Annotated in this window: 25 protein-coding genes; 20 read left to right on the plus strand and 5 right to left on the minus strand. The window is 54.1% G+C overall.

Translation table 11 applies throughout. The features are described 5' to 3' along the window. Window positions 1–179 precede the first annotated feature (179 nt). The 17 genes from urtA to TALK_RS05755 all read left to right on the plus strand — a co-directional run bounded on the left by urtA (window position 180) and on the right by TALK_RS05755 (window position 14421). Entirely contained in the window at window positions 180–1454 is a 1275-nt protein-coding gene (gene urtA / locus TALK_RS05675; RefSeq protein ID WP_085616772.1) for an urea ABC transporter substrate-binding protein, read from the plus strand. Window positions 1455–1619: 165 nt separating this feature from the next. Then, window positions 1620–3320, plus strand: coding sequence for an urea ABC transporter permease subunit UrtB (urtB, locus tag TALK_RS05680; RefSeq protein WP_139833743.1), 1701 nt, complete (start codon window positions 1620–1622; stop codon window positions 3318–3320). A gap of 3 nt (window positions 3321–3323) precedes the next feature. Then, entirely contained in the window at window positions 3324–4511 is a 1188-nt protein-coding gene (gene urtC / locus TALK_RS05685; RefSeq protein WP_085616774.1) for an urea ABC transporter permease subunit UrtC, read from the plus strand. Continuing rightward, window positions 4508–5299: an urea ABC transporter ATP-binding protein UrtD gene (gene urtD, locus TALK_RS05690; RefSeq protein WP_085616776.1), complete on the plus strand. Its 792-nt coding sequence runs from the start codon at window positions 4508–4510 to the stop codon at window positions 5297–5299. Before urtC ends, urtD begins: the two co-directional genes overlap by 4 nt. A 2-nt stretch (window positions 5300–5301) precedes the next feature. Further along, a complete protein-coding gene (gene urtE, locus TALK_RS05695; RefSeq protein ID WP_085616778.1) occupies window positions 5302–5997 on the plus strand; it encodes an urea ABC transporter ATP-binding subunit UrtE in 696 nt (231 codons plus the stop codon). Between the two features lie 165 nt (window positions 5998–6162). Further along, window positions 6163–7095, plus strand: coding sequence for an urease accessory protein UreD (locus TALK_RS05700; protein WP_085616779.1), 933 nt, complete (start codon window positions 6163–6165; stop codon window positions 7093–7095). Window positions 7096–7104: 9 nt separating this feature from the next. Further along, entirely contained in the window at window positions 7105–7407 is a 303-nt protein-coding gene (locus tag TALK_RS05705) for an urease subunit gamma (protein ID WP_085616781.1), read from the plus strand. Window positions 7408–7418: 11 nt separating this feature from the next. Next, window positions 7419–7730: an urease subunit beta gene (locus TALK_RS05710; RefSeq protein WP_085616783.1), complete on the plus strand. Its 312-nt coding sequence runs from the start codon at window positions 7419–7421 to the stop codon at window positions 7728–7730. Window positions 7731–7732: 2 nt separating this feature from the next. Continuing rightward, window positions 7733–9442, plus strand: coding sequence for an urease subunit alpha (gene ureC / locus TALK_RS05715; protein WP_085616785.1), 1710 nt, complete (start codon window positions 7733–7735; stop codon window positions 9440–9442). 11 nt (window positions 9443–9453) lie between these two features. Beyond that, window positions 9454–10020 (plus strand): urease accessory protein UreE, encoded by a 567-nt coding sequence (locus TALK_RS05720; protein ID WP_085616787.1) that lies wholly within the window; start codon window positions 9454–9456, stop codon window positions 10018–10020. Further along, on the plus strand, window positions 10010–10744 hold the full coding sequence (locus tag TALK_RS05725; protein WP_085616789.1) for an urease accessory protein UreF: 735 nt from the start codon (window positions 10010–10012) through the stop codon (window positions 10742–10744). The genes TALK_RS05720 and TALK_RS05725 overlap by 11 nt, the downstream gene beginning before the upstream one ends. Next, on the plus strand, window positions 10741–11361 hold the full coding sequence (gene ureG, locus TALK_RS05730; protein ID WP_085616791.1) for an urease accessory protein UreG: 621 nt from the start codon (window positions 10741–10743) through the stop codon (window positions 11359–11361). The genes TALK_RS05725 and ureG overlap by 4 nt, the downstream gene beginning before the upstream one ends. Before the next feature lie 162 nt (window positions 11362–11523). Beyond that, complete coding sequence (locus tag TALK_RS05735) at window positions 11524–11964, plus strand: SRPBCC family protein (RefSeq protein WP_085616793.1); 441 nt, start codon at window positions 11524–11526, stop codon at window positions 11962–11964. Beyond that, on the plus strand, window positions 11951–12346 hold the full coding sequence (locus TALK_RS05740; RefSeq protein WP_085616795.1) for an ArsR/SmtB family transcription factor: 396 nt from the start codon (window positions 11951–11953) through the stop codon (window positions 12344–12346). Before TALK_RS05735 ends, TALK_RS05740 begins: the two co-directional genes overlap by 14 nt. Before the next feature lie 173 nt (window positions 12347–12519). Then, on the plus strand, window positions 12520–13068 hold the full coding sequence (locus TALK_RS05745) for a biotin transporter BioY (protein WP_085617123.1): 549 nt from the start codon (window positions 12520–12522) through the stop codon (window positions 13066–13068). A 79-nt stretch (window positions 13069–13147) separates the two neighbouring features. Continuing rightward, the gene (locus TALK_RS05750; protein ID WP_085616797.1) at window positions 13148–13822 is read left to right on the plus strand and encodes an energy-coupling factor ABC transporter ATP-binding protein; all 675 of its coding nucleotides are present in this window, start codon (window positions 13148–13150) and stop codon (window positions 13820–13822) included. Next, window positions 13819–14421, plus strand: coding sequence for an energy-coupling factor transporter transmembrane component T family protein (locus tag TALK_RS05755; RefSeq protein WP_085616799.1), 603 nt, complete (start codon window positions 13819–13821; stop codon window positions 14419–14421). Before TALK_RS05750 ends, TALK_RS05755 begins: the two co-directional genes overlap by 4 nt. Before the next feature lie 108 nt (window positions 14422–14529). Here TALK_RS05755 and fghA read toward each other — a convergent pair whose 3' ends face one another. Together fghA and TALK_RS05765 are read right to left on the minus strand one after the other, a co-directional pair. Continuing rightward, window positions 14530–15387 carry an S-formylglutathione hydrolase gene (fghA, locus tag TALK_RS05760; RefSeq protein WP_085616801.1) on the minus strand — a complete coding sequence of 286 codons (858 nt, stop codon included), beginning with the start codon at window positions 15385–15387 and terminating at the stop codon, window positions 14530–14532. A gap of 73 nt (window positions 15388–15460) precedes the next feature. Continuing rightward, complete coding sequence (locus TALK_RS05765) at window positions 15461–16585, minus strand: S-(hydroxymethyl)glutathione dehydrogenase/class III alcohol dehydrogenase (RefSeq protein WP_085616803.1); 1125 nt, start codon at window positions 16583–16585, stop codon at window positions 15461–15463. Window positions 16586–16712: 127 nt separating this feature from the next. Between TALK_RS05765 and TALK_RS05770 the strand changes: the two genes are divergently transcribed. After that, complete coding sequence (locus tag TALK_RS05770) at window positions 16713–17588, plus strand: LysR family transcriptional regulator (protein WP_085616805.1); 876 nt, start codon at window positions 16713–16715, stop codon at window positions 17586–17588. A gap of 28 nt (window positions 17589–17616) precedes the next feature. Beyond that, a complete protein-coding gene (locus TALK_RS05775; RefSeq protein ID WP_139833744.1) occupies window positions 17617–18567 on the plus strand; it encodes a pentapeptide repeat-containing protein in 951 nt (316 codons plus the stop codon). A 36-nt stretch (window positions 18568–18603) separates the two neighbouring features. Here TALK_RS05775 and TALK_RS05780 read toward each other — a convergent pair whose 3' ends face one another. Beyond that, a complete protein-coding gene (locus TALK_RS05780) occupies window positions 18604–19386 on the minus strand; it encodes a 3-hydroxybutyrate dehydrogenase (RefSeq protein WP_085616809.1) in 783 nt (260 codons plus the stop codon). An 82-nt stretch (window positions 19387–19468) separates the two neighbouring features. Then, window positions 19469–21100: a sigma 54-interacting transcriptional regulator gene (locus tag TALK_RS05785; protein WP_085616811.1), complete on the minus strand. Its 1632-nt coding sequence runs from the start codon at window positions 21098–21100 to the stop codon at window positions 19469–19471. Window positions 21101–21324: 224 nt separating this feature from the next. On the opposite strand from TALK_RS05785, the gene TALK_RS05790 reads away from it, so the two are divergent. Then, entirely contained in the window at window positions 21325–22542 is a 1218-nt protein-coding gene (locus TALK_RS05790) for a methionine gamma-lyase (protein ID WP_085616813.1), read from the plus strand. A gap of 74 nt (window positions 22543–22616) precedes the next feature. Here the strand turns inward: TALK_RS05790 and TALK_RS05795 are convergent, their stop codons facing one another. After that, window positions 22617–23585 carry a substrate-binding periplasmic protein gene (locus TALK_RS05795; RefSeq protein ID WP_085616815.1) on the minus strand — a complete coding sequence of 323 codons (969 nt, stop codon included), beginning with the start codon at window positions 23583–23585 and terminating at the stop codon, window positions 22617–22619. Window positions 23586–23711: the final 126 nt, after the last annotated feature.

A 23711-nucleotide genomic window follows, 5' to 3' on the forward strand; every position in this document is an offset into this window, starting at 1 on the left:
TCGAAAAATAGCCATCAAATGCGCGTTCCACGCAAAGATTTTCCATTTTATGGCTGTTGAATAGATGGATATTGCGTTGAGTCGCCTCGATTTCCGGTGTTACAGCATTTTATTCGGAAATTGGCACGGTTCTAGCAAGCAACACTGCGGTGCAATAAACTCGCAGTGGAGGCAATAGAATGAATAAGAAGCTTCAGGCGCTTATGGGCGCAGGGGCCTTGGCATGGTCGGCTATGACCCTGTCAACAGCCCAGGCCGCAGATACGATTAAAGTCGGCGTTCTGCACTCTCTCTCTGGGACGATGGCAATTTCGGAAACCACGCTGAAGGACACGGTCCTGATGCTGGTCGATGATCTGAATAAAAATGGCGGCCTGTTGGGGAAACAGGTCGAGGCCGTGGTTGTCGATCCGGCATCCGATTGGCCGCTTTTTGCTGAAAAAGCCCGTGAACTGATCGAAAAAGACAAGGTTGATGTAGTTTTCGGTTGCTGGACCTCGGTTTCGCGCAAATCGGTTCTGCCGGTCTTCGAAGAACTGAACAGCATGCTGTTCTATCCGGTTCAGTATGAAGGCGAAGAAAGCTCGCGCAATGTGTTCTATACCGGTGCCGCGCCGAACCAGCAGGCTATTCCGGCTGTTGATTACCTCATGAGCGAGGATGGCGGTGCTGCCGAGCGTATCGTTCTTTTGGGCACGGATTATGTTTATCCGCGTACGACCAACAAAATCCTGCGTTCCTATCTGAACGGCAAGGGTATCTCCGATGCCGATATCATGGAGAACTACACCCCGTTCGGTCATTCCGATTGGCAATCGATTGTTGCCGATGTGAAAGCATTCGCCTCGACGGGCAAGAAAACCGCTGTGGTTTCGACCATTAACGGTGATGCCAACGTGCCGTTCTATAAAGAACTCGCCAATCAGGGCATCAAGGCCGAAGACATTCCGGTTGTTGCGTTCTCGGTCGGTGAAGAAGAACTGGCCGGTATCGATACCAAGCCGCTGGTTGGTCATCTGGCTGCATGGAACTATTTCCAGTCGGTTGAATCCGATGCGAATGCTGCCTTCATTAAAAAATGGCATGCCTTTATCGGTGATGATGCGCGCGTGACCAACGATCCGATGGAAGCAACCTATATTGGTTTCAGCATGTGGAAACAGGCTGTTGAGCAGGCAGGCACCACCGATGTGGATGCCGTCCGTCAGGCCATGTATGGCCAGAAGGTTGCCAATCTGACCGGTGGTACGGCTGTTATGAATACCAACCACCATCTGTCCAAGCCGGTTCTGATCGGCGAAGTACAGGATGATGGCCAGTTCGACACTGTTTGGGAAACCGAAGGCACCGTCGTTGGCGATGCATGGTCGGACTTCCTGCCCGAAAGTGCCAAACTGACCGCTGACTGGACCTATCCTTGGGTCTGCGGCAACTGTGAAAAACCGATGTACTGATCGGAATTGGACGGGTCGGCTGCCTTTTGCGGCCGACCCGTTTTTCGTCGCTTCCGACAAAACCCGATCTATGAGCCGCAGACCGCGACCTGTGTTTGGTGCCTCTGATCGGGCGGCCGTTGTTTAAGATTTTTCCGACATCTGATTTTCAAAGGCTTGGTGACCATGCGCATTGTCATGACCGCTGTCCTGACGGCAGTTCGGCCCCGTTTTGTCTGGCGCATTTCCGTACCGGGATTGATCGCTGTCTGTGCGATTTGTGCGGTTATTGCGACCACGATGCCCCATCCGGCACATGCTTTTAGCGACGAAGAACTGCGCAATGTGACCGAAAAGCTGAACGTTAAAAGTGCGACCAAAAAGATCAAGGCCATCGATGCCATGGCCGCAGACGGTGATCCGCGTGTCGCGCCGATCCTGAATGCCATGCTTGAAGGCAATCTGTTTGTGCGTGACAGCGACGAGCATGTCGTCATCGGCGCAAAAAAGGGCAAGGTCTGGAGCCATATCGACATCGTCAGTGGCGAAATTGTTGGTGAAAGCAGTTCCAAGGAACTGAGCAAGATCAAGGTCAACAACCGGTTGCGCGGGGCGCTGCGCGATGCGTTGGCGGCCCTTAACCTGTTTAGCAAAGATATCGTGGTGCGTACCGCAGCGGTCGAACAGGTGATGGATGCGCGGGATCCGTCGATGTTGCCGTTGCTTGATCGCGCGATTGAACGCGAAGAAGACCCGACCCTTTTGGCGCGTATGGAATTGGCGCAGGCGACCATGGCGCTGGCGGCCGGTGAAACCCCCAAACAACGCATGGCCGCGATTGATGTGCTGGCCAGCGAAACCACGCCGCAAATCCGGGCTGTTTTGTCGCAATTCGTCGCCAGTGCCGAGGCCGAAGGATATGAGCCCGAAGTTATCGCCGCGGCCAAAGGTGCCCTTAAATCCGTCGAAGGACGCCTGTCGATGTGGCAGACGCTGGGCGATGTTTATCGTGGCATCAGTCTGGGGTCGGTGCTGTTGCTGGCTGCTGTTGGTCTTGCCATCACCTTTGGTGTGATGGGCGTGATCAATATGGCGCACGGCGAAATGATCATGATCGGGGCCTATACCACCTTTGTCGTGCAGCAGGTTTTTGCATCGATCTTTCCGTCGGGTTCGCCCTGGTCGTTAATGATTGCCGTGCCTGCGGCCTTTGTGGTGGCCGGTCTGGTCGGGATTGTGATCGAACGTTGTGTGATCCGTTTCCTGTATGGTCGCCCGCTTGAAACACTTTTGGCGACATGGGGCGTCAGTCTTGTCTTGCAGCAAGCCATCCGCAGCCTTTTTGGTGCGACCAACCAGCAAGTTATGGCACCTGATTTCATGAGTGGCGCGCTTGAGCTTTCAAACGGTCTGGTCCTGACATACAACCGGCTGTGGATCATCCTGTTTAGTCTGATTGTGGTTGGCGGGATTGCGATTGTGCTGCGCTATACCGCCTTTGGTCTTCAGATGCGCGCCGTCACCCAGAACCGGCGCATGGCCGGATCGGTCGGCATTCGTACCGGTTATGTTGATGCGCTGACATTCGGGTTGGGATCGGGGATTGCCGGGATTGCCGGTGTTGCGCTGAGCCAGATTTCAAATGTCAGTCCGAACCTTGGCCAGACCTATATCATCGACAGTTTTATGGTCGTGGTGTTTGGCGGGGTTGGCAACCTTTGGGGCACGGTTCTTGGCGCGTTCAGTCTTGGCATTGTGAACAAGTTCCTTGAACCGGTTGCCGGGGCGGTGCTTGCGAAAATCTTTGTCCTGATTGCGCTGATCCTGTTTATCCAGAAACGACCCAAGGGGCTGTTTGCCCTTAAGGGTCGTGCGGTGGAGGCCTGATCGATGACCGACTATCGCCAGAAATATCAAATGACACCGGTGATCGGATGGTTGTTGCGTGATCGTGGCGGGATGATCTTGCTGTCGATCCTGATTGCGGCTTCAATCCTGATTCCGGTTGGAAATCTGATTGTGCCCGAAGGTTCGGCCTTGCATGTGCCGACCTGGATGATGAGTTTGCTGGGCAAATATCTTTGTTATGCGTTGCTTGCACTTTCTGTTGATCTGATCTGGGGTTTCTGCGGGATTTTAAGTTTGGGTCACGGGGCGTTTTTCGCACTCGGCGGTTATGCCATGGGCATGTATCTGATGCGCCAGATCGGAGATCGGGGCGTTTATGGCAACCCGGAACTGCCTGATTTCATGGTGTTCCTGAACTGGACAGAATTGCCTTGGTACTGGTTTGGTTTTGACATGTTCTGGTTTGCCATTGTGATGGCGATGTTTGTGCCGGGGCTTCTGGCCTTTGTGTTTGGCTTCCTTGCGTTCCGGTCGCGGGTGACGGGAGTGTATCTGTCGATCATTACCCAGGCGATGACCTATGCGCTTTTGCTGGCGTTTTTCCGCAATGATATGGGATTTGGTGGCAATAACGGCCTGACCGATTTCAAGGATTTACTGGGCTTTTCGTTGCAGTCCGATAGCACGCGGGCAAGCCTGTTTGTGGCGTCGGCGGTGATGCTGGGTATTTGTTATATCCTTGCGCGCTGTATCACCAATTCCCGTCTGGGCAAGGTTTTGATTGCCATCCGTGATGCTGAAAGCCGGGTTCGGTTTACTGGTTATCGCGTTGAATATTACAAGCTGTTCGTCTTCACCGTTTCGGCCGTTATGGCCGGGATTGCCGGATCGCTTTATGTGCCGCAGGTCGGCATCATTAATCCCGGCGAATTTGCCCCGGCGCTGTCGATTGAAATCGTCATCTGGGTTGCTGTTGGCGGGCGGGGCACGTTGTATGGCGCGGTTCTGGGCGCTTTCATCGTCAATTATGCCAAAACCTTCTTTACCGGTGTGATGCCTGAATTCTGGCTGTTCTTCCTCGGCGGGTTGTTCATCGCCGTGACGCTTCTGTTGCCCAAGGGCGTGATCGGTGCGGTTCCGGCATTTGGATCGCCGGATCGGCAATCGGTTCTGGCCGGTTTACGCAAACGTATTTCAAACGGACGCGCAAATCAGGGAGGTAAGGCATGAGCGAAGCCGCTGAAATCAAGATCGAACAGGCCGAACGCAAGGAAGCGCGTGCCAATACCATCCTTTATGTTGATGGCGTTTCGGTTACCTTTGACGGGTTTCGGGCGTTAAACAGCCTGTCATTTTATGTCGAGCCGGGCGAACTTCGCGCCATTATTGGCCCGAACGGGGCGGGCAAGACGACGATGATGGATATCATCACCGGTAAAACCCGGCCCGATACGGGCGATGTCCTGTTTCGAAGCGATGTTGATCTGACCAAACTGGACGAGGCCGAAATTGCCAATCTGGGTATCGGTCGCAAATTCCAGAAACCCACCGTGTTTGAAAGCCATACGGTGTTTGACAATCTGTTGCTGGCCTGTTCGGGTGGGCGTGGCGTGTTTCAGGCATTGTTCCATCGGCTGGGTAATGCCGAAAAACTGCGTATCGAACAGACGCTTGAAACCATCATGTTGGTCGACAAGCGCGATGAAACGGCGGCGAACCTGTCACACGGACAGAAACAGTGGCTTGAAATCGGAATGTTGCTGATGCAGGAACCCGAATTACTGCTGGTCGATGAACCCGTTGCGGGCATGACAGATTCCGAAACCGAACAGACGGCCAAATTGCTGCGATCCATTGCAATCGATCGGTCGGTTGTTGTGGTTGAACATGACATGGAATTTGTCCGTGATCTTGATTGCAAGGTGACTGTGCTGCACGAAGGATCGGTTCTGGCCGAAGGCCGCCTTGACCATGTTCAGAAAGACCCTCGGGTTATCGAAGTCTATTTGGGGCGTTAATCATGCTGGAAGTCGCCAATATTGATCTGTTTTACGGTGCGTCGCATGCATTGCGCAAAGTGTCGCTGAGTGCGGAAACCGGCAAGGTCACAGCCGTGCTGGGCCGCAATGGTGTCGGCAAAACATCGCTGATGCGGGCCGTTGTCGGGCAACATCCGATTGCCGATGGCAATATCACCTGGGAAGGCAAGGATATTTCGCGCGACCCGGCCTGGCGTCGATCCGCATCGGGCATTGCAATTGTCCCCCAAGGCCGCGAGATTTTCCCGCTTTTGACTGTTAAGGAAAATCTTGAAACCGGGTTTGCCGCCTTGCCGCGGGTGCTTCGTCATATCCCCGACGAGATTTTTGACCTGTTTCCGGTCCTGCGCGACATGCTGGGCCGTCGCGGTGGGGATCTTTCGGGCGGACAGCAACAGCAACTTGCCATTGGTCGGGCGCTGGTAACGCGCCCGCGCCTTTTGGTGTTGGACGAACCGACCGAAGGCATTCAGCCATCGATCATCAAGGGCATCCAGCGCGTGATCAAACAATTGGCGGATCGCGGTGATATGGCGATCCTTTTGGTCGAACAGTATTTTGATTTTGCCCATGAACTGGCCGATGAAATCATCGTGCTGGAACGCGGCGAGGTGGTATTATCGGGTTCCAAGAATGCACTGGACCGTGAAAAGGTCCGGTCTTATCTGACTGTTTGATCAGCATTTGCCAAAATTTTGCGCATGGGTAACACTGGCGATAAGCCGTAAATGGCGGGTTTGTGGGCGGTTTGGTTTGGCCCGCATCTTGCTGTGTTTGCCGATGGGCCAGCCGGTCAGACCACGTTATGGCCGGTTGCGCGACCGTAAAATTCAGGTGACTTTGTGCAGCTTCGCAAATTCGAAAACCCGGTCCGCAGCGAATTGAACGCGGATATGCAAATCTCAGATGTTTTGAACCCGATTGTCACCGATGGCCGGGCAGAGGTCGCGTTTAAACCGGGGACGGGGCCTGCCCATCAGGCGGGCATGGCCGCACTTGATCATCTTTATTACCGCGATCCGATGAAAATCCTGTTCCCGCGCCCGGTGCCGGGCGATTTGGCAACGGCGGTTTTGGTGACGACATCGGGCGGCATGGTTGGCGGCGATCATCTGGCCTTCGAAGGTCGGGTCAAAGATGGGGCATCCGCATTGTTTACCGCGCAGGCCGCCGAGAAAATTTATCGTTCCGCCGGGCCTGATTGCGTCATGTCGGTTGATTTGGTCGCCGAAGATAACGGCTGGCTGGAATGGTTGCCCCATGAAACCATCCTGTTTGATCAGGCACGGTTAAAGCGCAAAACAACGGTTTCGGTTGCCGGTTCCGGCCAAGTTCTGGCCGGTGAAATCATGGTGTTTGGCCGATTGGCACGCGGCGAAGTCTTTACCACCGGTTTGGCACGCGATGCATGGGATGTGGCGATTGACGGGCGCCCGGTTTGGCGCGATGCGCTGCATCTTGAAGGTGATGTTTTGCGCATGCTTGATCATCCGGCGGCTTTTGACGGGGCGCGCGCCACGGCGACCGCGATTTTGGTTGGCCAAGGTGCTGAAGACAAACTTGATATCGCGCGCGATTGTTTGCGCAGCGCATCCGATGGTTTGGCAAAAAACGATGTGTTATGTGCCGCGACCGCGATGAAGGGAATTGTGATCACGCGGTTCATGGCGCGTGATCCGATGAAATTACGCCGGGTTTACGGCGCATGGTGGAAACAATTTCGCCATGAAACACAGGGACTTCCGGCGCGCTTGCCGCGCCTTTGGGAAATATAGGAGAACGGCATGAATTTGACGCCACGCGAAAAAGACAAGTTGCTGGTTTCAATGGCGGCCATGGTGGCGCGACGTCGCCTTGAACGCGGCGTGAAATTGAACCATCCCGAAGCCATTGCCCTGATCACGGATTTTGTGGTCGAAGGCGCGCGCGACGGCAAATCTGTTGCTGATCTGATGCGCGACGGGGCGAGTGTGATCACACGTGATCAGGTGATGGATGGCATTGCCGAAATGATCCACGACATTCAGGTCGAGGCAACTTTTCCCGACGGCACCAAACTTGTGACCGTTCACGAACCCATTCGTTAAGGAGACAGGCCATGATTCCAGGTGAAGTCATTACCAAAGAAGGCAGCCTGATCCTTAATGAAGGACGGGAAACCAAAAAGCTGACCGTTGCCAATACCGGGGATCGTCCGGTGCAGGTCGGATCGCATTATCATTTCTATGAAACCAATCCGGGCCTTGATTTTGATCGCGATGCTGCGCGTGGTTTCCGTCTGGATATCCCGGCGGGAACAGCGGTGCGGTTTGAACCGGGGCAAACCCGCGAAGTCAATCTGGTGAAATATGCCGGATCGGGTGTGGTCTATGGTTTTAACGGTAAAATCAACGGCAAGCTGGGAGCGTAAAAATGGCTTATGAAATTGATCGTTCCGCCTATGCCGCGATGTTTGGCCCGACTGTTGGCGACCGTGTGCGTCTTGCCGATACCGATCTTTTGATCGAGGTCGAAAAAGATTTCACAACGCTTGGTGAAGAAGTCAAATTTGGCGGTGGCAAGGTGATCCGCGATGGCATGGGCCAGTCGCAGGCAACACGGGCCGAGGGCGCGGTTGATACTGTCATCACCAATGCACTGATCCTTGATTATACCGGCATCATCAAGGCCGATATCGGTATTCGTGATGGCCGTATCGCCGGGATCGGCAAGGCCGGAAATCCCGATATCCAGCCCGGTGTCGATATCATTATCGGTCCGGGGACCGAAGTGATTGCCGGTGAAGGCAATATTATCACCGCAGGCGGCATTGATGCCCATATCCATTGGATTTGCCCGCAGCAAGTTGAAGATGCGCTGTATTCCGGCGTGACCACCATGCTGGGTGGGGGTACCGGTCCGGCGGCAGGAACCAATGCCACCACCTGCACACCCGGCCCCTGGCATATTGCGCGCATGTTGCAGGCCGCCGACGGCCTGCCGATGAATATCGGTTTCTTTGGCAAGGGTAACGCGACCTTGCCGGGATCGTTGATCGAACAGGTCAAGGCCGGTGTTTGTGGCCTGAAACTGCATGAAGACTGGGGCACGACCCCGGCGGCGATTGATAATTGCCTGTCGGTTGCCGATGATCTTGACGTGCAGGTGATGATCCATACCGATACGCTGAACGAAAGCGGCTTTGTCGAGCATACCCGCGCATCGTTCAAGGGTCGCACCATCCATACCTTCCACACCGAAGGGGCCGGTGGTGGCCATGCGCCCGATATTATCAAGTTGTGTGGCGAGGCCAATGTCCTGCCAAGTTCGACCAATCCGACGCGCCCCTTCACGGTCAATACTATTGACGAACATCTTGATATGTTGATGGTCTGTCATCACCTTGATCCGAAAATCCCCGAAGACGTCGCCTTTGCCGAAAGCCGCATCCGGCGCGAAACCATCGCGGCCGAGGATATTTTGCATGACCTTGGCGCGTTTTCGATTATTTCATCGGACAGTCAGGCGATGGGCCGGGTCGGCGAGGTGATTGCGCGGACCTGGCAGACGGCGGACAAGATGAAAAAGCAGCGTGGCAACCTGTCGGAAGACGGGCCGGGCAATGATAATTTCCGTGCCAAACGATACGTTGCAAAATACACCATCAACCCGGCGATTGCACAGGGGATCGGATCTTATGTCGGTTCGATCGAAGTTGGCAAAATCGCCGATATTGTGGTGTGGAAACCGATGTTCTTTGGGGTTAAACCCGACATGATCATTAAGGCCGGCATGATCATCGGGGCGGCGATGGGCGATCCGAATGCCTCGATCCCGACCCCGCAACCGGTGCATTATCGCCCGATGTTTGGGGCCTTTGGTTCCGCCCTTGCGAAATCAAGTTTCTCGTTCGTGTCCCAAGCTGGGATTGATGAAGGGATTGCCGCCGAGTTCGGTCTGGCAAAGGAACTTTTGGCTGTGTCAAACACGCGTAATATCGGCAAAAAGGACATGAAGCTGAACGATGCCCTGCCAAAAATGGAAGTTGATCCGGAAACCTATCAGGTGCGCGCCGATGGCGAACTTCTGACCTGTCAGCCGGTCGATCGCGTGCCGATGGCGCAGCGTTACTTCCTGTTCTAGGGGCCATTATCATGCGTCGTGCGTTTGAACATATTCCGGTTAGTCAGTCCGACACGTCCGAAGTGCGCGGCACGGTCACACTGGCCTTTGCGGATCGGCATCGCCGCCGTATTCGCCTGTTCGATGATGCGGGGGATGCCTTTTTGCTTGATCTGGCGCATGCGGTGCGGCTGGGCGACGGGGATCGGTTGCGACTGGTCGATGGCGGGGTGATTGTTGTGCGTGCGGCGGATGAAAACGTCCTGACCATCACCTGTTCCGGGCCGATCGCCACGGCAAAAATGGCATGGCATATCGGCAATCGTCATACGCCGTTACAGGTTCTTGATGATGGTCGTCTGCGGATTATTGATGATCATGTGTTGCGCGATATGGTGATCGGGCTGGGCGGGGCGGTCGATGCTGAAATCGCGCCGTTTGACCCGTTGAACGGGGCCTATCACGGCCTTGGTGGCGGGCATGGGCACAGTCATGGCAATGACCATTTCGCGGATCAGGGTCATGGCCCCGACCATGATCACGACCACGATCATTCCCACCCGCACGCCCACGCGGCCGGAGAACCGCATGACCATTGATGCCCCATCCCATAATCCGGGTCATTTGACGTCCGGCGGCCTGATGCGGTTGATGACATGGCTTAGTCCGTCCTTCCCGGTCGGTTCTTATAGCTATTCCCACGGCGTCGAATACGCGGTCGAGGATGGCCGGATCACCAGTAGTGCCACCCTGACAACATGGATCGAAGGCGTTTTGGAATTTGGTGCGGGGCGGATTGATGCGGTGCTGTTTTGTGCCGCATGGCGTGTGGCGCGCGATGCGGGGCGTGGTGGTGAAGACGCGCTGTTTGGCATTGGTATCGAGGCCGATTGCTGGCGTGGCACGTCTGAAATGGCGTTGGAGGCAACGGCACAGGGCCGTGCCTTTGTCTCGACCGTACAAAAGGTCTGGGGCGACGGAATGCTGGTGCGCTGGGCCGATAAAATGCGCGCCGATGATCGTCTGCCATCCTATCCGGTGGCGGTGGGTATTGCCGCCGCCGAGGCCGATGTGCCGTTACGCGATGCTCTGACCGCGTTTTTGCATGCGATGGCGGCCAATCTGGTCTCAAGTGCGGTGCGTCTGGTGCCCTTGGGCCAGACCGATGGTGTGCGCACGTTGGCATCATTGGATAAAGCGGTGGCAAGTGCCGTTGAAACCGCGATGAAGACGGGCTTGGTTGATCTGGGGGCTTGCGCACCGATGGTTGACTGGACGTCGATGAAACACGAAACCCAATATACAAGGCTGTTTAGATCATGACTTCACCCCTGCGTATCGGTATCGGTGGCCCGGTCGGGTCGGGCAAAACCGCGTTGTTGGAGCGCCTGTGCAAGGCGATGCGTGACGAGTTTAATATCGCCGCCATCACCAATGATATTTACACCCGCGAGGACGCCGAGTTTATGACCCGTTCGGGCGCGCTGGATGCGGATCGCATTGCCGGTGTCGAAACCGGCGGCTGTCCGCATACCGCGATCCGCGAAGACGCCTCGATCAACCTTGCCGCGGTCGAGGATATGACGGCCAAGCATCCGGGGCTTGAGGTGATCTTTATTGAATCGGGTGGTGATAACCTGTCGGCGACATTTTCCCCGGAACTGGCCGATATCACCATCTATGTGATTGATGTCTCGGCCGGGGATAAAATTCCGCGCAAAGGTGGCCCGGGCATTACCCGATCTGATTTGCTGGTGATCAATAAAACCGATTTGGCGCCGTTGGTCGGGGCTGATTTGGGGGTTATGGACCGCGATGCCAAAAAAATGCGTGGGATGCGACCCTTTTTGTTCTCCAACCTTAAGGCCATGGACGGCCTTGAAGAGGTGAAAAACTTCATCATCGAGACAGGGGGGCTCCGCCAATCCGCTGCGTCCTGACCGGGGGGTAAGGACGCCATAGACGGAAGACGGGAGCTCACAACGCCCGGCCTGTAAAGGGTCGGGCGTTTGTGTGTCTGCGGCAAATATTAAAACATGCAACTTTTTAGTTGCGTATTGAGAGGTTATCTGTCAGATTAAATGCAACCAGGAGGTTGCGAAATGACAAATAGCATCGAAAAGAAGATTGAGATCAAAGCCCCGCGCACCCGTGTGTGGCGGGCATTGACCGATCATCGTGAATTTGGCACTTGGTTTGGTGCGCGGATTGATGGCTCGTTTACGGTTGGGGAAACATCAACTGGGGATATAACGATGTGCGAGGCCGTAAAATGGCAATCGACCATCAAGGCGATGGAGGAGCCGGGCTATTTCGCTTATACATGGCATCCATATGCGATTGATCCCAAACAGGATTATAGCAAAGAACCCGAAACGCTTGTTGAATTCTGGCTTGAAGAAGAAGCCGGCGTTACCCGGGTGACTGTACGTGAAACCGGCTTTGATAAGCTGCCGGCACAGCGTATTGCAGATGCGCTTGCGGCCAATACAAAGGGTTGGGCATTCCAACTGGAAAATATCAAAAAATATGTCGAAAACTGAAAATCATATTTCCGGGGCAGGTGGCGATACGGAATTTGCCGATATCTTTGCCGCCCTTGGTGATCCGACCCGTTTGGCGATCTTTGACCGCCTGTCAGACGGGCAGGCGCGATCCATCGCGGTCTTGTCCGACGATGCCGATATGACCCGTCAGGCGGTGACAAAGCACCTGCGTGTTCTTGAAAATGCCGGTTTGATCGAAAGCCATCGGATTGGCCGTGAAAGCCGATATGTATTTTGCCCAGATCGATTAGCCCTTGCCCGGGCATGGCTTGATCATGTTGCCGGTCGTTGGGATGGGGCCTTGATGCGGCTTAAATCATTCGTCGAAGACGGTCCTGCCCCAAGTTGCGATAAGCATCTGAAAGTAAAAGAAGATTAGGTAACTCTTGTGTCTCTCGTGAGGGGGCATCGCGTCATTTTGCTTGGACATCGGCGGTTTTGGCGCTATCCCTTCGCCGGTTGAACCGGGCCGACAAGGCCGGTCAATCGGGGTGACGTGGCAGGGTTTGCGTCATCACCGATGGGGGAATGGAAAGCAAGGGGCCTTTGATCATGAGTACCAAAGATATTGTCTATATCGCGCTGTTTGCTGCTGTGATGGCCGTACTTGGCCTGTTTCCGCCGATTACCTTGCCAATTAGCGGTGTTCCGGTGACCGCACAGTCGCTTGGTCCGATGCTGGCCGGGGCGATTTTAGGCGCGCGACGTGGCGGATTATCGATCCTGTTATTCGTTGCACTGGTGGCTTTGGGCTTGCCGCTTTTGTCCGGTGGGCGCGGCGGGTTTGGCATTATTCTGGGGGCGACCGGTGGCTTTATTATTGGCTGGATCATTGCGGCCTTTGTCATTGGCCTGCTGATTGAAAAATTCTGGAATAAGCTGAATGTGATTAATGCGGCGTTCTCGATTGCGATGGGCGGCATTGTTGTTTTGTATGCGATTGGCAATTTTTGGGTCAGTGTCGTGGTTGAAATCAGTTATTGGCAAGCGACAGTTGGCGCCGCACCCTTCCTGATTGGTGACGCGATCAAGGTTGCGATTGCAACCGCGGTCTGCCTTGCTGTGCGGCGTTCCTATCCCTTGATTTCCCGGTCACGCTAGGTTTTGATGGGGCGCGGTCTTTGGGTCGCGCCTTCTTCTTTTTTGATGAATTTATGTCCAGGCTTTGTACCGGGTGCCGATGATCTCGCTTGAAAATGTCACTGTCGAATTTGATCAGCGTCGTGTGCTTGACGATATTTCAGTGACCCTTGCAGAAAAGCGGATCGGCATCATCGGGGCGAATGGATCCGGCAAAAGCACCTTTGCCCGACTGTTGAACGGGCTTCAGACCGCTACATCGGGAACTGTGCGCATTGATGATTTCGATGCCGCGCATGATGGTCGCAAACTGCGCCGTCATGTTGGTTTTGTTTTTCAAAACCCGGATAATCAGATTGTCTATCCGGTGGTCGAAGAAGACCTTGCCTTTGGCCTGAAGTCGCTGAAACTTCCCAAAGCCGAAATTGATCGCCGCATTGATGATATCCTTGCGCGCTATGGCCTTTTTGAATATCGCAGCCATCCCAGCCATTTGTTAAGCGGTGGCCAGAAACAGCTTTTGGCGATTTCGGGCGTTTTGGTGATGGCACCGCGCTATATCATTTTTGATGAACCAACGACGCTGCTTGATCTGCGCAATCGCAACCGGGTTGAACGCGCGATTGCCGAACTGGATCAAACCGTGATCACGGTATCGCATGATCTTGATCTGATTGCCGATTATGATCGGGTGCTGGTGTTTGAAAACGGCAAAATTGCTGTTGATGACACACCGGCCAATGCCATTCCGAAATATCGCAAGATGATGGCATGATCGCGGGTCTTTACATCGATGGCCATTCTGCCCTGCATCGCGCGCAAGCCGGGCTTAAGGTGCTGGCGCTTATCGCGTTGGGCACTGGTGTTTTCCTGATTTCCGATTGGCCGGTTCTGGGGGGCGTGCTGATCACGGTTCTGGCGCTGTACCCGGTATCGGGGTTTGGCCCCAAGATCCTTTGGGCGCAGATCAAGCCGATGATCTGGCTGTTGATCCTGTTTTTTGTCGTGCAGCTTTGGCTCAATGATTGGCAGGCTGGGCTTGTGGTGATTTTGCGCCTTGCGGGTATTGTACTATTTGCCGGGCTTGTCACCCTGACCACCAAAACATCCGATATGCTGGCCGCCCTTGAACGCGCCCTGATGCCGCTAGCGCGGTTTGGGGTTAACCCTGAAAAGGTCAGTCTGGCGTTTTCGATGGTGCTGCGCTTTATCCCGGTGATTGCTCATGTTGGTCATGAAATCCGCGATGCCCAGCGCGCGCGGGGGCTTGATAAATCAATCATCGCCCTGATCGTGCCGTTGATCATACGTACCCTTAAAATGGCCGATGACGTTGCCGATGCGATTGAAGCACGAAGCTTTGATCCGGAATAATCCCCGATATTTGGCGTGGATAAAAAGAAACCCGACACGCGATCCGATAAAAATCATGTGCCGGGTTGAAGACCGCTTGGGTGCGGATTTCGGTATGATGCCTTGACCTCAGGCGATGCCAAGATGCCAGGCGTGGAACCGCAGATGGTCCTGAATGAAGCTTGTGATGAAGTAATAGCTATGGTCATAGCCTTCATGCATGCGCAGGTTCAGCGGATAGTTGACCTGACTGGCCGCGGCAAACAGGGTATCGGGTTTTAGCTGTTCGGTCAGGAAGCCATCCGCATCGCCCTGATCGACAAGGGCCGGGGTTTGGCTATCTTTACTGATGGCAAGTTTCATCAGTTCCGAACTATCCCAGGCTTTCCAGTTTGATTTGTCCGTGCCCAGATAATTGCCCAGCGCCTTTTGGCCCCACGGGCAATTGATCGGGTTTGCAATCGGGGCAAAAGCGGTAACCGATTTAAACATGCCGGGATTGCGAAGCGCCATCATCAACGCGCCATGCCCGCCCATGGAATGGCCGGAAATCACCGTATCATCAGAAATCGGAAAATGATCGCGGACAAGGGCCGGAAGTTCCTTGGTGATGTAGTCATACATGCGGTAATTGCGCGCCCACGGGTCTTGTGTCGCGTTAACATAAAACCCTGCCCCCTTGCCAAAATCATAGGCTTCGTCGGGATCATCGGGAACGTGATCGCCGCGTGGGCTGGTATCAGGGGCGACAATGGCAATGCCAAGTTCGCTTGCAGTGCGAAACGCAGCGGCCTTTTGCATGAAGTTTTCATCCGTGCAGGTCAGCCCCGATAACCAATACATCACCGGCACACGGTTGCCGGTTCCGGCCTGACGCGGCAGGAAAATGGCAAACCGCATATCGCAGCCCAGAACATCGGAACGATGGGTGTATTGCTTGTGCCAGCCGCCAAAGACCTTGTTGCTGGATGAATTTTCAATGCCCATGTTTTATCTCCTATTCATCCATTATTTCGGAATTAAACCGAAATAATGGATGTTATTCGTAAAAATACCGGGCTTAGTAATGAATAACCGAACGAATGCTTTCGCCTGAATGCATCAGGTCAAAGGCATCATTGATATCTTCAAGCTTCATGGTGTGGGTGATGAAATCGGATAGTTTAAACTCACCTGCCAGATAGCGTTCAACATAATCGGGCAATTGGGAACGGCCCTTGACCCCGCCAAAGGCGGTGCCGCGCCAGACGCGACCGGTCACCAGTTGGAACGGGCGGGTGGAAATTTCCTGACCGGCCCCGGCAACCCCGATAATCACGGATTCGCCCCAGCCCTTGTGGCAACATTCAAGGGCAGAGCGCATCAAATTGACATTGCCAATGCACTCGAAACTCCAATCAACACCGCCATCGGTCATTTCAACAATGACGTCCTGAATGGGTTTGTCGAATTTCTTGGGGTTGATGCAATCGGTCGCGCCAAGCTGGGTCGCCAGATCGAATTTCTTTTCGTTGATATCGATGGCAAGAATGCGCCCGGCCCCGGCCATCTGTGCGCCGATAATCGCCGAAAGCCCGATGCCGCCCAGACCAAAAATGGCCACGGAGTCACCTTTTTGCACCCTGGCCGCATTAACTGTGGCCCCCATGCCGGTGGTGACCCCGCAACCAAGCAGGCAAACTTCTTCGAGCGGGGCGGATTTATTGACCTTGGCAATCGAGATTTCCGGCAACACGGTATATTCCGAAAACGTCGAACACCCCATGTAATGGAAAATCGGCTTGCCATTCTGCGAGAAACGCGTGGTGCCATCGGGCATCAGGCCCTTGCCCTGTGTGGCGCGGATTTTCTGACACAGATTGGTTTTGCCCGATTTGCAGAATTTGCACTCGCCACATTCCGGGGTGTAAAGCGGGATCACATGATCGCCAACCACAACGCTGGTAACGCCCTCGCCAATCGATTCAACAATGCCGCCGCCTTCATGGCCAAGAATGGCCGGGAAAATACCCTCGGGATCGTCGCCCGAAAGGGTAAAGGCATCGGTATGGCAAACGCCCGTGGCAATGATGCGCACGCGAACTTCACCGGCCTTGGGCGGAGCAACCTGAACCTCTTCAACCGATAACGGTTTGCCTGCTTCCCAGGCAATGGCGGCTTTGCAGGTAATGGTATCGGTGCTCATGGCGGAATTCCTTGTGCTTTTTTGTCGCTTTGCGGGCGGCATGTCTGAAATTATGGCTTCAGTTTATTTGTTTCTGCACTCATGATAATCCGGTGATTTCGTAAATAACTTTTACTGTGGTGTAATAATGAATGCATGGGATGGGATCAGCGAATTTGTCGCCGTGACGGAACGCCAAAGCTTTACTCGTGCTGCAAATCAGCTTGGCATTTCAGTTGCGCAGGTCAGCCGCCAGATCACAGCACTCGAGGCAAAGTTGGGCGTGCAACTGTTTTACCGCACCACGCGCAAGGTCAGCGCGACCGAAGCCGGGCAGGTCTATTATCAGCATTGCCGTCAATTGCTTGATGGGCTTCAGGACGCTGAACGCGCCATCGGCACGTTAACGCAATTACCGCGCGGCAAGCTGAAGCTGACCGCCCCGACCACATACGGCGAAACCGTGATCGCCCCGCTGGTCAATGATTTCGTCGCCCGCTATCCCGAGCTTGAAGTCCAGTGCCGCTTTAGCAATCAGAAACTTGATCTGGTACTCGAAGGCTATGACATGGCCATTCGTCTGGGGCGGCTTGACAGCACACCGGGTAGCATGATGAGCCAGCAGCTTTCGACACGACGGCTTTATGTCTGTGCGGCCCCATCCTATCTTTCCAAACGCGGCGAGCCGCATTCGCTTTCGGAACTCGCCCGCCATAACTGCCTTGTCGGCACGCTGGATTACTGGCGGTTTGAAGAAGACGGCCGCGAACGCAATATCCGCATCCACGGCAGCATTCACGCCAATAGCGGGCAGGCGCTTGTTGATGCGGCGCGCAAGGGCATCGGTATTGTTCAGCTACCCGATTATTACGTCGATCCGTGGATCGCCAGCGGCGATTTGATCCCGGTCCTGACCCGATATCAACCTTCTGACGAAGGCATCTGGGCGCTGTATCCGACCAACCGGCATCTGTCGCCCAAGATCAGGATGCTGGTCGAACATCTTGGGCGGTATTTGGGGTAGTTGTGAAGTGCATGTATAAGGTCTATCCTTGATTGAAATTTATTATTTCTTTGAGGGATGGCGCGTGGGGAAATTTGTGGGGTTTCGGCAAGCCATAACTTTGCTGTTAGATAAATGTGGAAATAATCCGTTTCGGTTTTCCATAGGAGTTTTTGTCTTCGGAGTCGTTCTTTCTGTCATTCTATATTTCTCTGACGACAGGCTCAAGGATGGTTACTTCAGTGGTATCTTCGTTGAATTTGCCGGGATGCTTTTCGATATTGCGGTTTTTGGTTTGTTAATTGCTTTTCTTACGCAGCGACGTTCCGTTCGAATCGAAATTGAACGGCTTCAGGAAATTATTGACGATTTTAAAAAATGGCAGAGTGAGGAAGCAAAGTTTCGGATTGCAGGCGCAATAAGGCGTATTAACAAGCTTGGACAAACGAAAATCGATTTTCGTGGAATTATCTTATCTGATTTTGTATTCGCATTTCATGGGATCAAGAATTTAAATGGTTCAGTGTTTGCTGCTGGGCATAGATTTGACGATGAGAAGTCTTCGGGGACGGTACTAACCAACGTCAGTTTTCGAGATGTTTGTGCAAAAGAATGCGATTTTTCAGTGAATGCGGCTGCACCATTCCTTGATGGTTTGAGGGGGGTTAACTTAGACTTTTTTAATGCTCAGGTTGGTGGTTCGAAATTTGAAAATGCGAACTTGGAATGGGACAGTGTGCGTGTTGATCTTGAGGATTGGGGAGAATTTGTATCTGAAGATGATGAAGATCAGGGTATTTACATTCAAACTTACTTTCCTGCATTCGATAGAGCGGATTTAGATAAGGTAAGTTTTGTCGGTTCAAGGCTTAAGTGCGCTGATTTCCGGGGGGCCAAAAATATAATGAATGCCGATTTTACGGGTGTTTGCGGCCTCGACACTTGTTTCTTTGATGAGGGTGTGCTGGATTCTATTTTAGAGAAGCGTAATCAGAAATGAGGGCATCTAACCGCTGCCCTCATCTATTTCTGTATTTTACTGCGCCGTCCAGCCGCCATCAACCGACATATGCGTCCCCGTCATCTGGCTTGCTGCGTCGGAACACAGGAACAGGGCGGTTTGGCCGATTTGTTCCGGGGTGACGAATTGTTTGGACGGGTGTTTGTCCGAAACCAAGTTGGTTGCGGCTTCTTCGATGGAAATATCGGCTTCCTTGGCTTTGGCTTCGATCTGGCGTTCGACCAGTTCGGTGCGCACCCAGCCGGGGCAAATTGAATTGGCTGTGATGCCGCTTTCAGCGGTTTCAAGGGCGGTGACCTTGGTCAGGCCCATGATACCGTGTTTGGCCGCGACATAGGCGGCCTTTTGCACCGAGGCGACAAGGCCATGCGCCGAGGCGGTATTGATGATCCGGCCCCAGTTGCGTTGCTTCATATAGGGCAGGGCAAAACGGATGGTGTGAAAGGCCGAGGTCAGGTTGATCGCAATAATCGCATCCCATTTTTCCGGCGGGAAATCTTCGATCAGGGCGGTGTACTGAATACCTGCATTATTGATCAGGATATCAACGCCGCCGAATTTTGCCGCCGCATCCTTCATCATTGCTTCGATCTGATCGGGCTTGGACAGGTCCGCACCGTTATAATGCGCCGTCACGCCAAATTCGGTTTCAAGCGATGTGCGGGTGGCCTCAATCGCGTCTTTGTCGCCAAAGCCGTTCAGCATCACATCCGCCCCGGCCCCGGCAAGGGCCTTTGCCATGGCAAGTCCGATGCCGCTGGTTGATCCGGTTACAAGTGCGCGTTTACCTGTCAGCATGATGTTTCTCCCTGTGGGGTGAGGAGTTGATCCTCTTGTTAAGTTAGTCAGATCATGCCGCACTGCAATGAAGGTGGCAAGATTAACCGCTGATGCCGTATTTGCGAAGCTTGCGCGCGACTGCTGTATGCGACAGGCCAAGCCGTTCGGCCAGTTTGCGTGAGCTGGGATAATCCGGATACAGCCGCGTCAGCATTTCACGTTCCAGCATATCCATGCCCGCGCCAAAGCTTTCCTGTGCCATGGCGATGCTGATGGGGTCAGGCGATGCGTGGGCCTTTGATCCGATTTTGGTTGCGCCGGTGGTGTCGGCTTCGATGAAGGTTTCGGTGGCTGGGGCGCCAAATGTGCCACTGGCCGCTGTGCTGAGGTCGCGCGCGGTCAGGATATCACCATCCAAAAGCGCAACTGCGCGAAACAGGATGTTTTCCAATTCGCGCACATTGCCGGGCCAATCGTGGTGTGTAAGCCAGGAAAGGGCATCTTTGGCAATGCGCGGCGCGTCACGTTCCGTTTGCCGGGCGGTGCGGGTGACGAAATAATCGGCGAGTTCACCAATGTCTTCGCGCCGGTCGCGGAGCGGCGGCAAGGTAATGCCAAGCACGTTAAGCCGGAAATAAAGGTCCTCACGGAATGTGCCCTGATGCGACATGGTTTCAAGATCGCGGTTGGTTGCACTGATGATGCGGACATCAACGGCAATTTCATCGGTGCCGCCGACGCGCCGAAACCGGCCATCTTGTAAAACGCGGAGCAGTTTCGCCTGCAAATACGGGGTTAATTCGCCAATTTCATCCAAAAACAACGTGCCGCCATCGGCGAGTTCAAGCAAACCCGGCTTGCCACCGCGTCGTGCGCTGGTAAACGCCCCGGCGGCATAGCCAAACAGCTCGCTTTCGGCCAAGCCTTCGGGCATGGCGGCACAGTTTAGCGCCAGAAACGGTTGATCGGCGCGGTTGCTTGCCCGGTGGCAGGCGCGGGCGAAAAGTTCCTTGCCGGTGCCGGTTTCGCCAAGGATCAAAAGCGGCGCATCCACTGATGCCAACCGTTTTGCATGTGCCTTGATCCGGCCCATGATTTTGCTGTCACCGATAATGTCGTCAAACTCGGTATGGCTGCGATCCTGAAGTGCCGTCATTACCCGGCCAAGCCGTGCGGCCCGGTGAAAAACCATTACCCCGCCCCATGGGGCGTCATCGGCGCTATCCGTGCCATCATCAACATGGCCAATTGGTTCGACCTGCAATAAATAGGTCTGCCCGCCCAGGATGACTTCGCGTTCGGGCAGGCGGAACTGGCTTTGGCGTAAATCGTTAATATCCGGATCGGTCAGGAAATCCGAAAGAGGCCGGTCGCGCAGTGGTGCATCCGGTGATCCGGCAATATCCTGGGCGGCGGGATTGGCCTGTGCGATCAAGCCGCTGGCATCAACTGCAATTACCGGATCGCCAAGCGCGGCCAGCGTCGCATGCAGCAAGGCACGTCGGCGTTCGGTCGGCAGTCGATCAATCGGGGTAACGGCACTAACACCGGGTAATTGCAGCAATCGATGGGTTACCAAGGCAAACCGATCACTGCGAAGCCCCGGTATATCGGCAAAAATATGATGGGTTGTGACTTCGAAGGTGCGGATGTCGAGTTTGAAATCCGTCAGGACGTTCACAACGTCGCGCGTGATGCCAAGCCGGTTCTCGCCCGTGATCTCAAATCGCATGACTGTACCAAAAAGTTTACACTGTATCGAAAAGTATACAGACCTAACCCGCTGTTTTCCAGTGATTTTACCAAAGGGACTGGTGTGATGTGGATGTGTGTAAACTTAAGTTTACACATGGCAATGGCGAGATTTCGCTAAGCTATTGAAAATGAAAGATTTTTATTTCTGGCATGGGCTTTGCGGAGGTTAAGGCAGAACACTTTAAATTACGGGAGATTTCCATGTCTGATTTGCGCAATACAAAATCCGGTTTCGCCACCCGCGCCATCCATCATGGATATAACCCGCAAAGCCATAATGGCGCGTTGAACCCGCCGGTTTATATGTCTTCGACCTTTGCCTTTGAAACCGCCGAACAGGGTGGGCGGATGTTTGCCGGTGAAGAACAGGGCTTTATCTATTCGCGCATTGGCAACCCGACGCTGGCGCTGCTTGAAAGCCGCCTTGCGGTGCTTGAAGGCGGCGAAACGGCCGTTGCGACCGCATCGGGCATGGGGGCAATCACATCGGTTTTCTGGACCTTTATTGCGCCGGGTGACGAGATCATTGTCGATCGCACCTTATATGGCTGCACATTTGCCTTTTTCCGGCATGGTTTGGAAAAGTTTGGCATCAAGCACACTCATGTCGATCTGACCGATCCGAAAAACCTTGAAGCGGCGATTTCGGACAAGACCAAGATTGTCTATTTCGAAACCCCGGCAAACCCGAATATGCGCCTTGTCGATATCGAAGCGATTTCCGAAATCGCCCATCAACATGGCGCCAAGGTCGTAGTCGATAACACCTATTGCACACCGTATTTACAGCGCCCGATTGAACTGGGGGCGGATATTGTTGTCCATTCGGCAACCAAATATCTTGGTGGGCATGGTGATCTTATGGCGGGTGCTGTGATTGGCGGTGCCGAAGATATGGAACAGGTGCGCTTGGTTGGGCTCAAAGACATGACCGGGGCGGTTTTGTCGCCCCAAGATGCCAACCTTGTGATGCGCGGCCTTAAAACGCTTGAACTGCGGATGGAACGTCATTGTGACAATGCCGAGAAAATCGCCGATTTTCTTGAAAACCATCCAAAGGTCGACCGCGTTTTCTATCCCGGCCTTAAAAGTTTTGATCAGCATGATCTGGCCAAAAAACAGATGGCCCGCTTTGGCGGCATGATCGCGTTTGAGCTTAAAGGCGGGATCGAAGAAGGCCGTAAACTGATGAACGGCCTTAACATGATCACGCGCGCGGTCAGCCTTGGCGATGCCGAAACCCTGATCCAGCATCCGGCATCGATGACCCATTCGACCTATACGCCCGAAGAGCGCGCCGAGTATCAGATCACCGATGGCCTGATCCGTCTGTCGGCCGGGCTTGAAAGCATCGACGATATTCTGGCCGATCTGGAACAGGCGCTGGATGGCGATCAGATGGCGATTGCGGCAGAGTAATCACAACATCAAGTTTTTCTGGCCCGCCCGGTTTTGCCGGGCGGGCCAGTGTGATTTTGTGCGAAGCGCGGTGCTTAATCTTCGTGATTGATCGTGCTTTCCGGAAGGGGGTTCGACAGGCCAAGCGTGTGGATCAGCGAGTATTTTGCAAGGGCCAGCCGTGATCTGGCGGGCAAAAGCGGGTTGTCAATTTCGATGATGCGCAGCGCCTTAAGGTCGAGTTCTGCAAAAGATGGTGCGGTTTGCGGATGGCGTCGCAGCAGTTCCAGTATTTTGCCGTCTTGATGGGCGCGTTCAAGGCCGGTTTTAATCGCATTACGAAGGTCCGGCGCAAAGGGACTGACAAAGATATAGATCGGCTGGGGGTAATACAGCGCGACATTGGTATCGATCATGATGTCAGGGGCGCGATAGCTCATCCATTTTTGTTCCGCCGCAATTTGCCAATAAGCGCGCGGATAAAGATCAAACCGCTTGGCATGAAGCATTTCGTGCAAGGCCTTGTATCGCCCGCCGGTGACGTCAAACCCATTGCGTTTAAGGATTTCCACATCCGGCCAGCCCAGTCCCTGGCCCATGCTAAAACCTTGAAGGTCACGGATGGTGCGAACCTGTGCAAGTTTTTGACTGATGTCGGGGCGGGTTAAAAACAGGCGCAATCCCGTCGTCCCAAGATAGATCGGAACATAGACCGGCAGCAGGTCGGCTTCGCGTGATGGTGTGGTGCCAAAGAAAACGACATTAATCAGATCGTTGGTTTTTAGCATGCTGACCCGCCTGGCTTCGGTCGGATATTCCATGCAAACCGGCACCAGATCGATGTCCTGGCCGCTATAGCGGATCGCAAGACGTAACAGTTCAATGTGATATTCGGAATGTTCCGCCCAACTGATATCGCCTTTGCAATAGGGCGAATAATTCGCCATTGGCAAGCGGGCCTTGATGGTCTGAGCATTGGCGGTGGCGGCAATCGTGGTGTAAACGGCCGTCACGCCAAACAGGATTGTCAGCAAAATGGCGATGAATCCGGCGCGTGTTTTCATGATTTCACCGGCACAGCATTGCGGGTGACAGGGGGCGTTGCGGTCGCGCTGGAGGTTGTAAGAAACAGATTCTGTCCCGACGGGGCGTGCGAATCGTCGCCGCGAACAGGCACCAACCCGTTTCGC

Source organism: Thalassospira alkalitolerans, from assembly GCF_002115745.1.
Classification (GTDB): Bacteria; Pseudomonadota; Alphaproteobacteria; order Rhodospirillales; family Thalassospiraceae; genus Thalassospira; species Thalassospira alkalitolerans.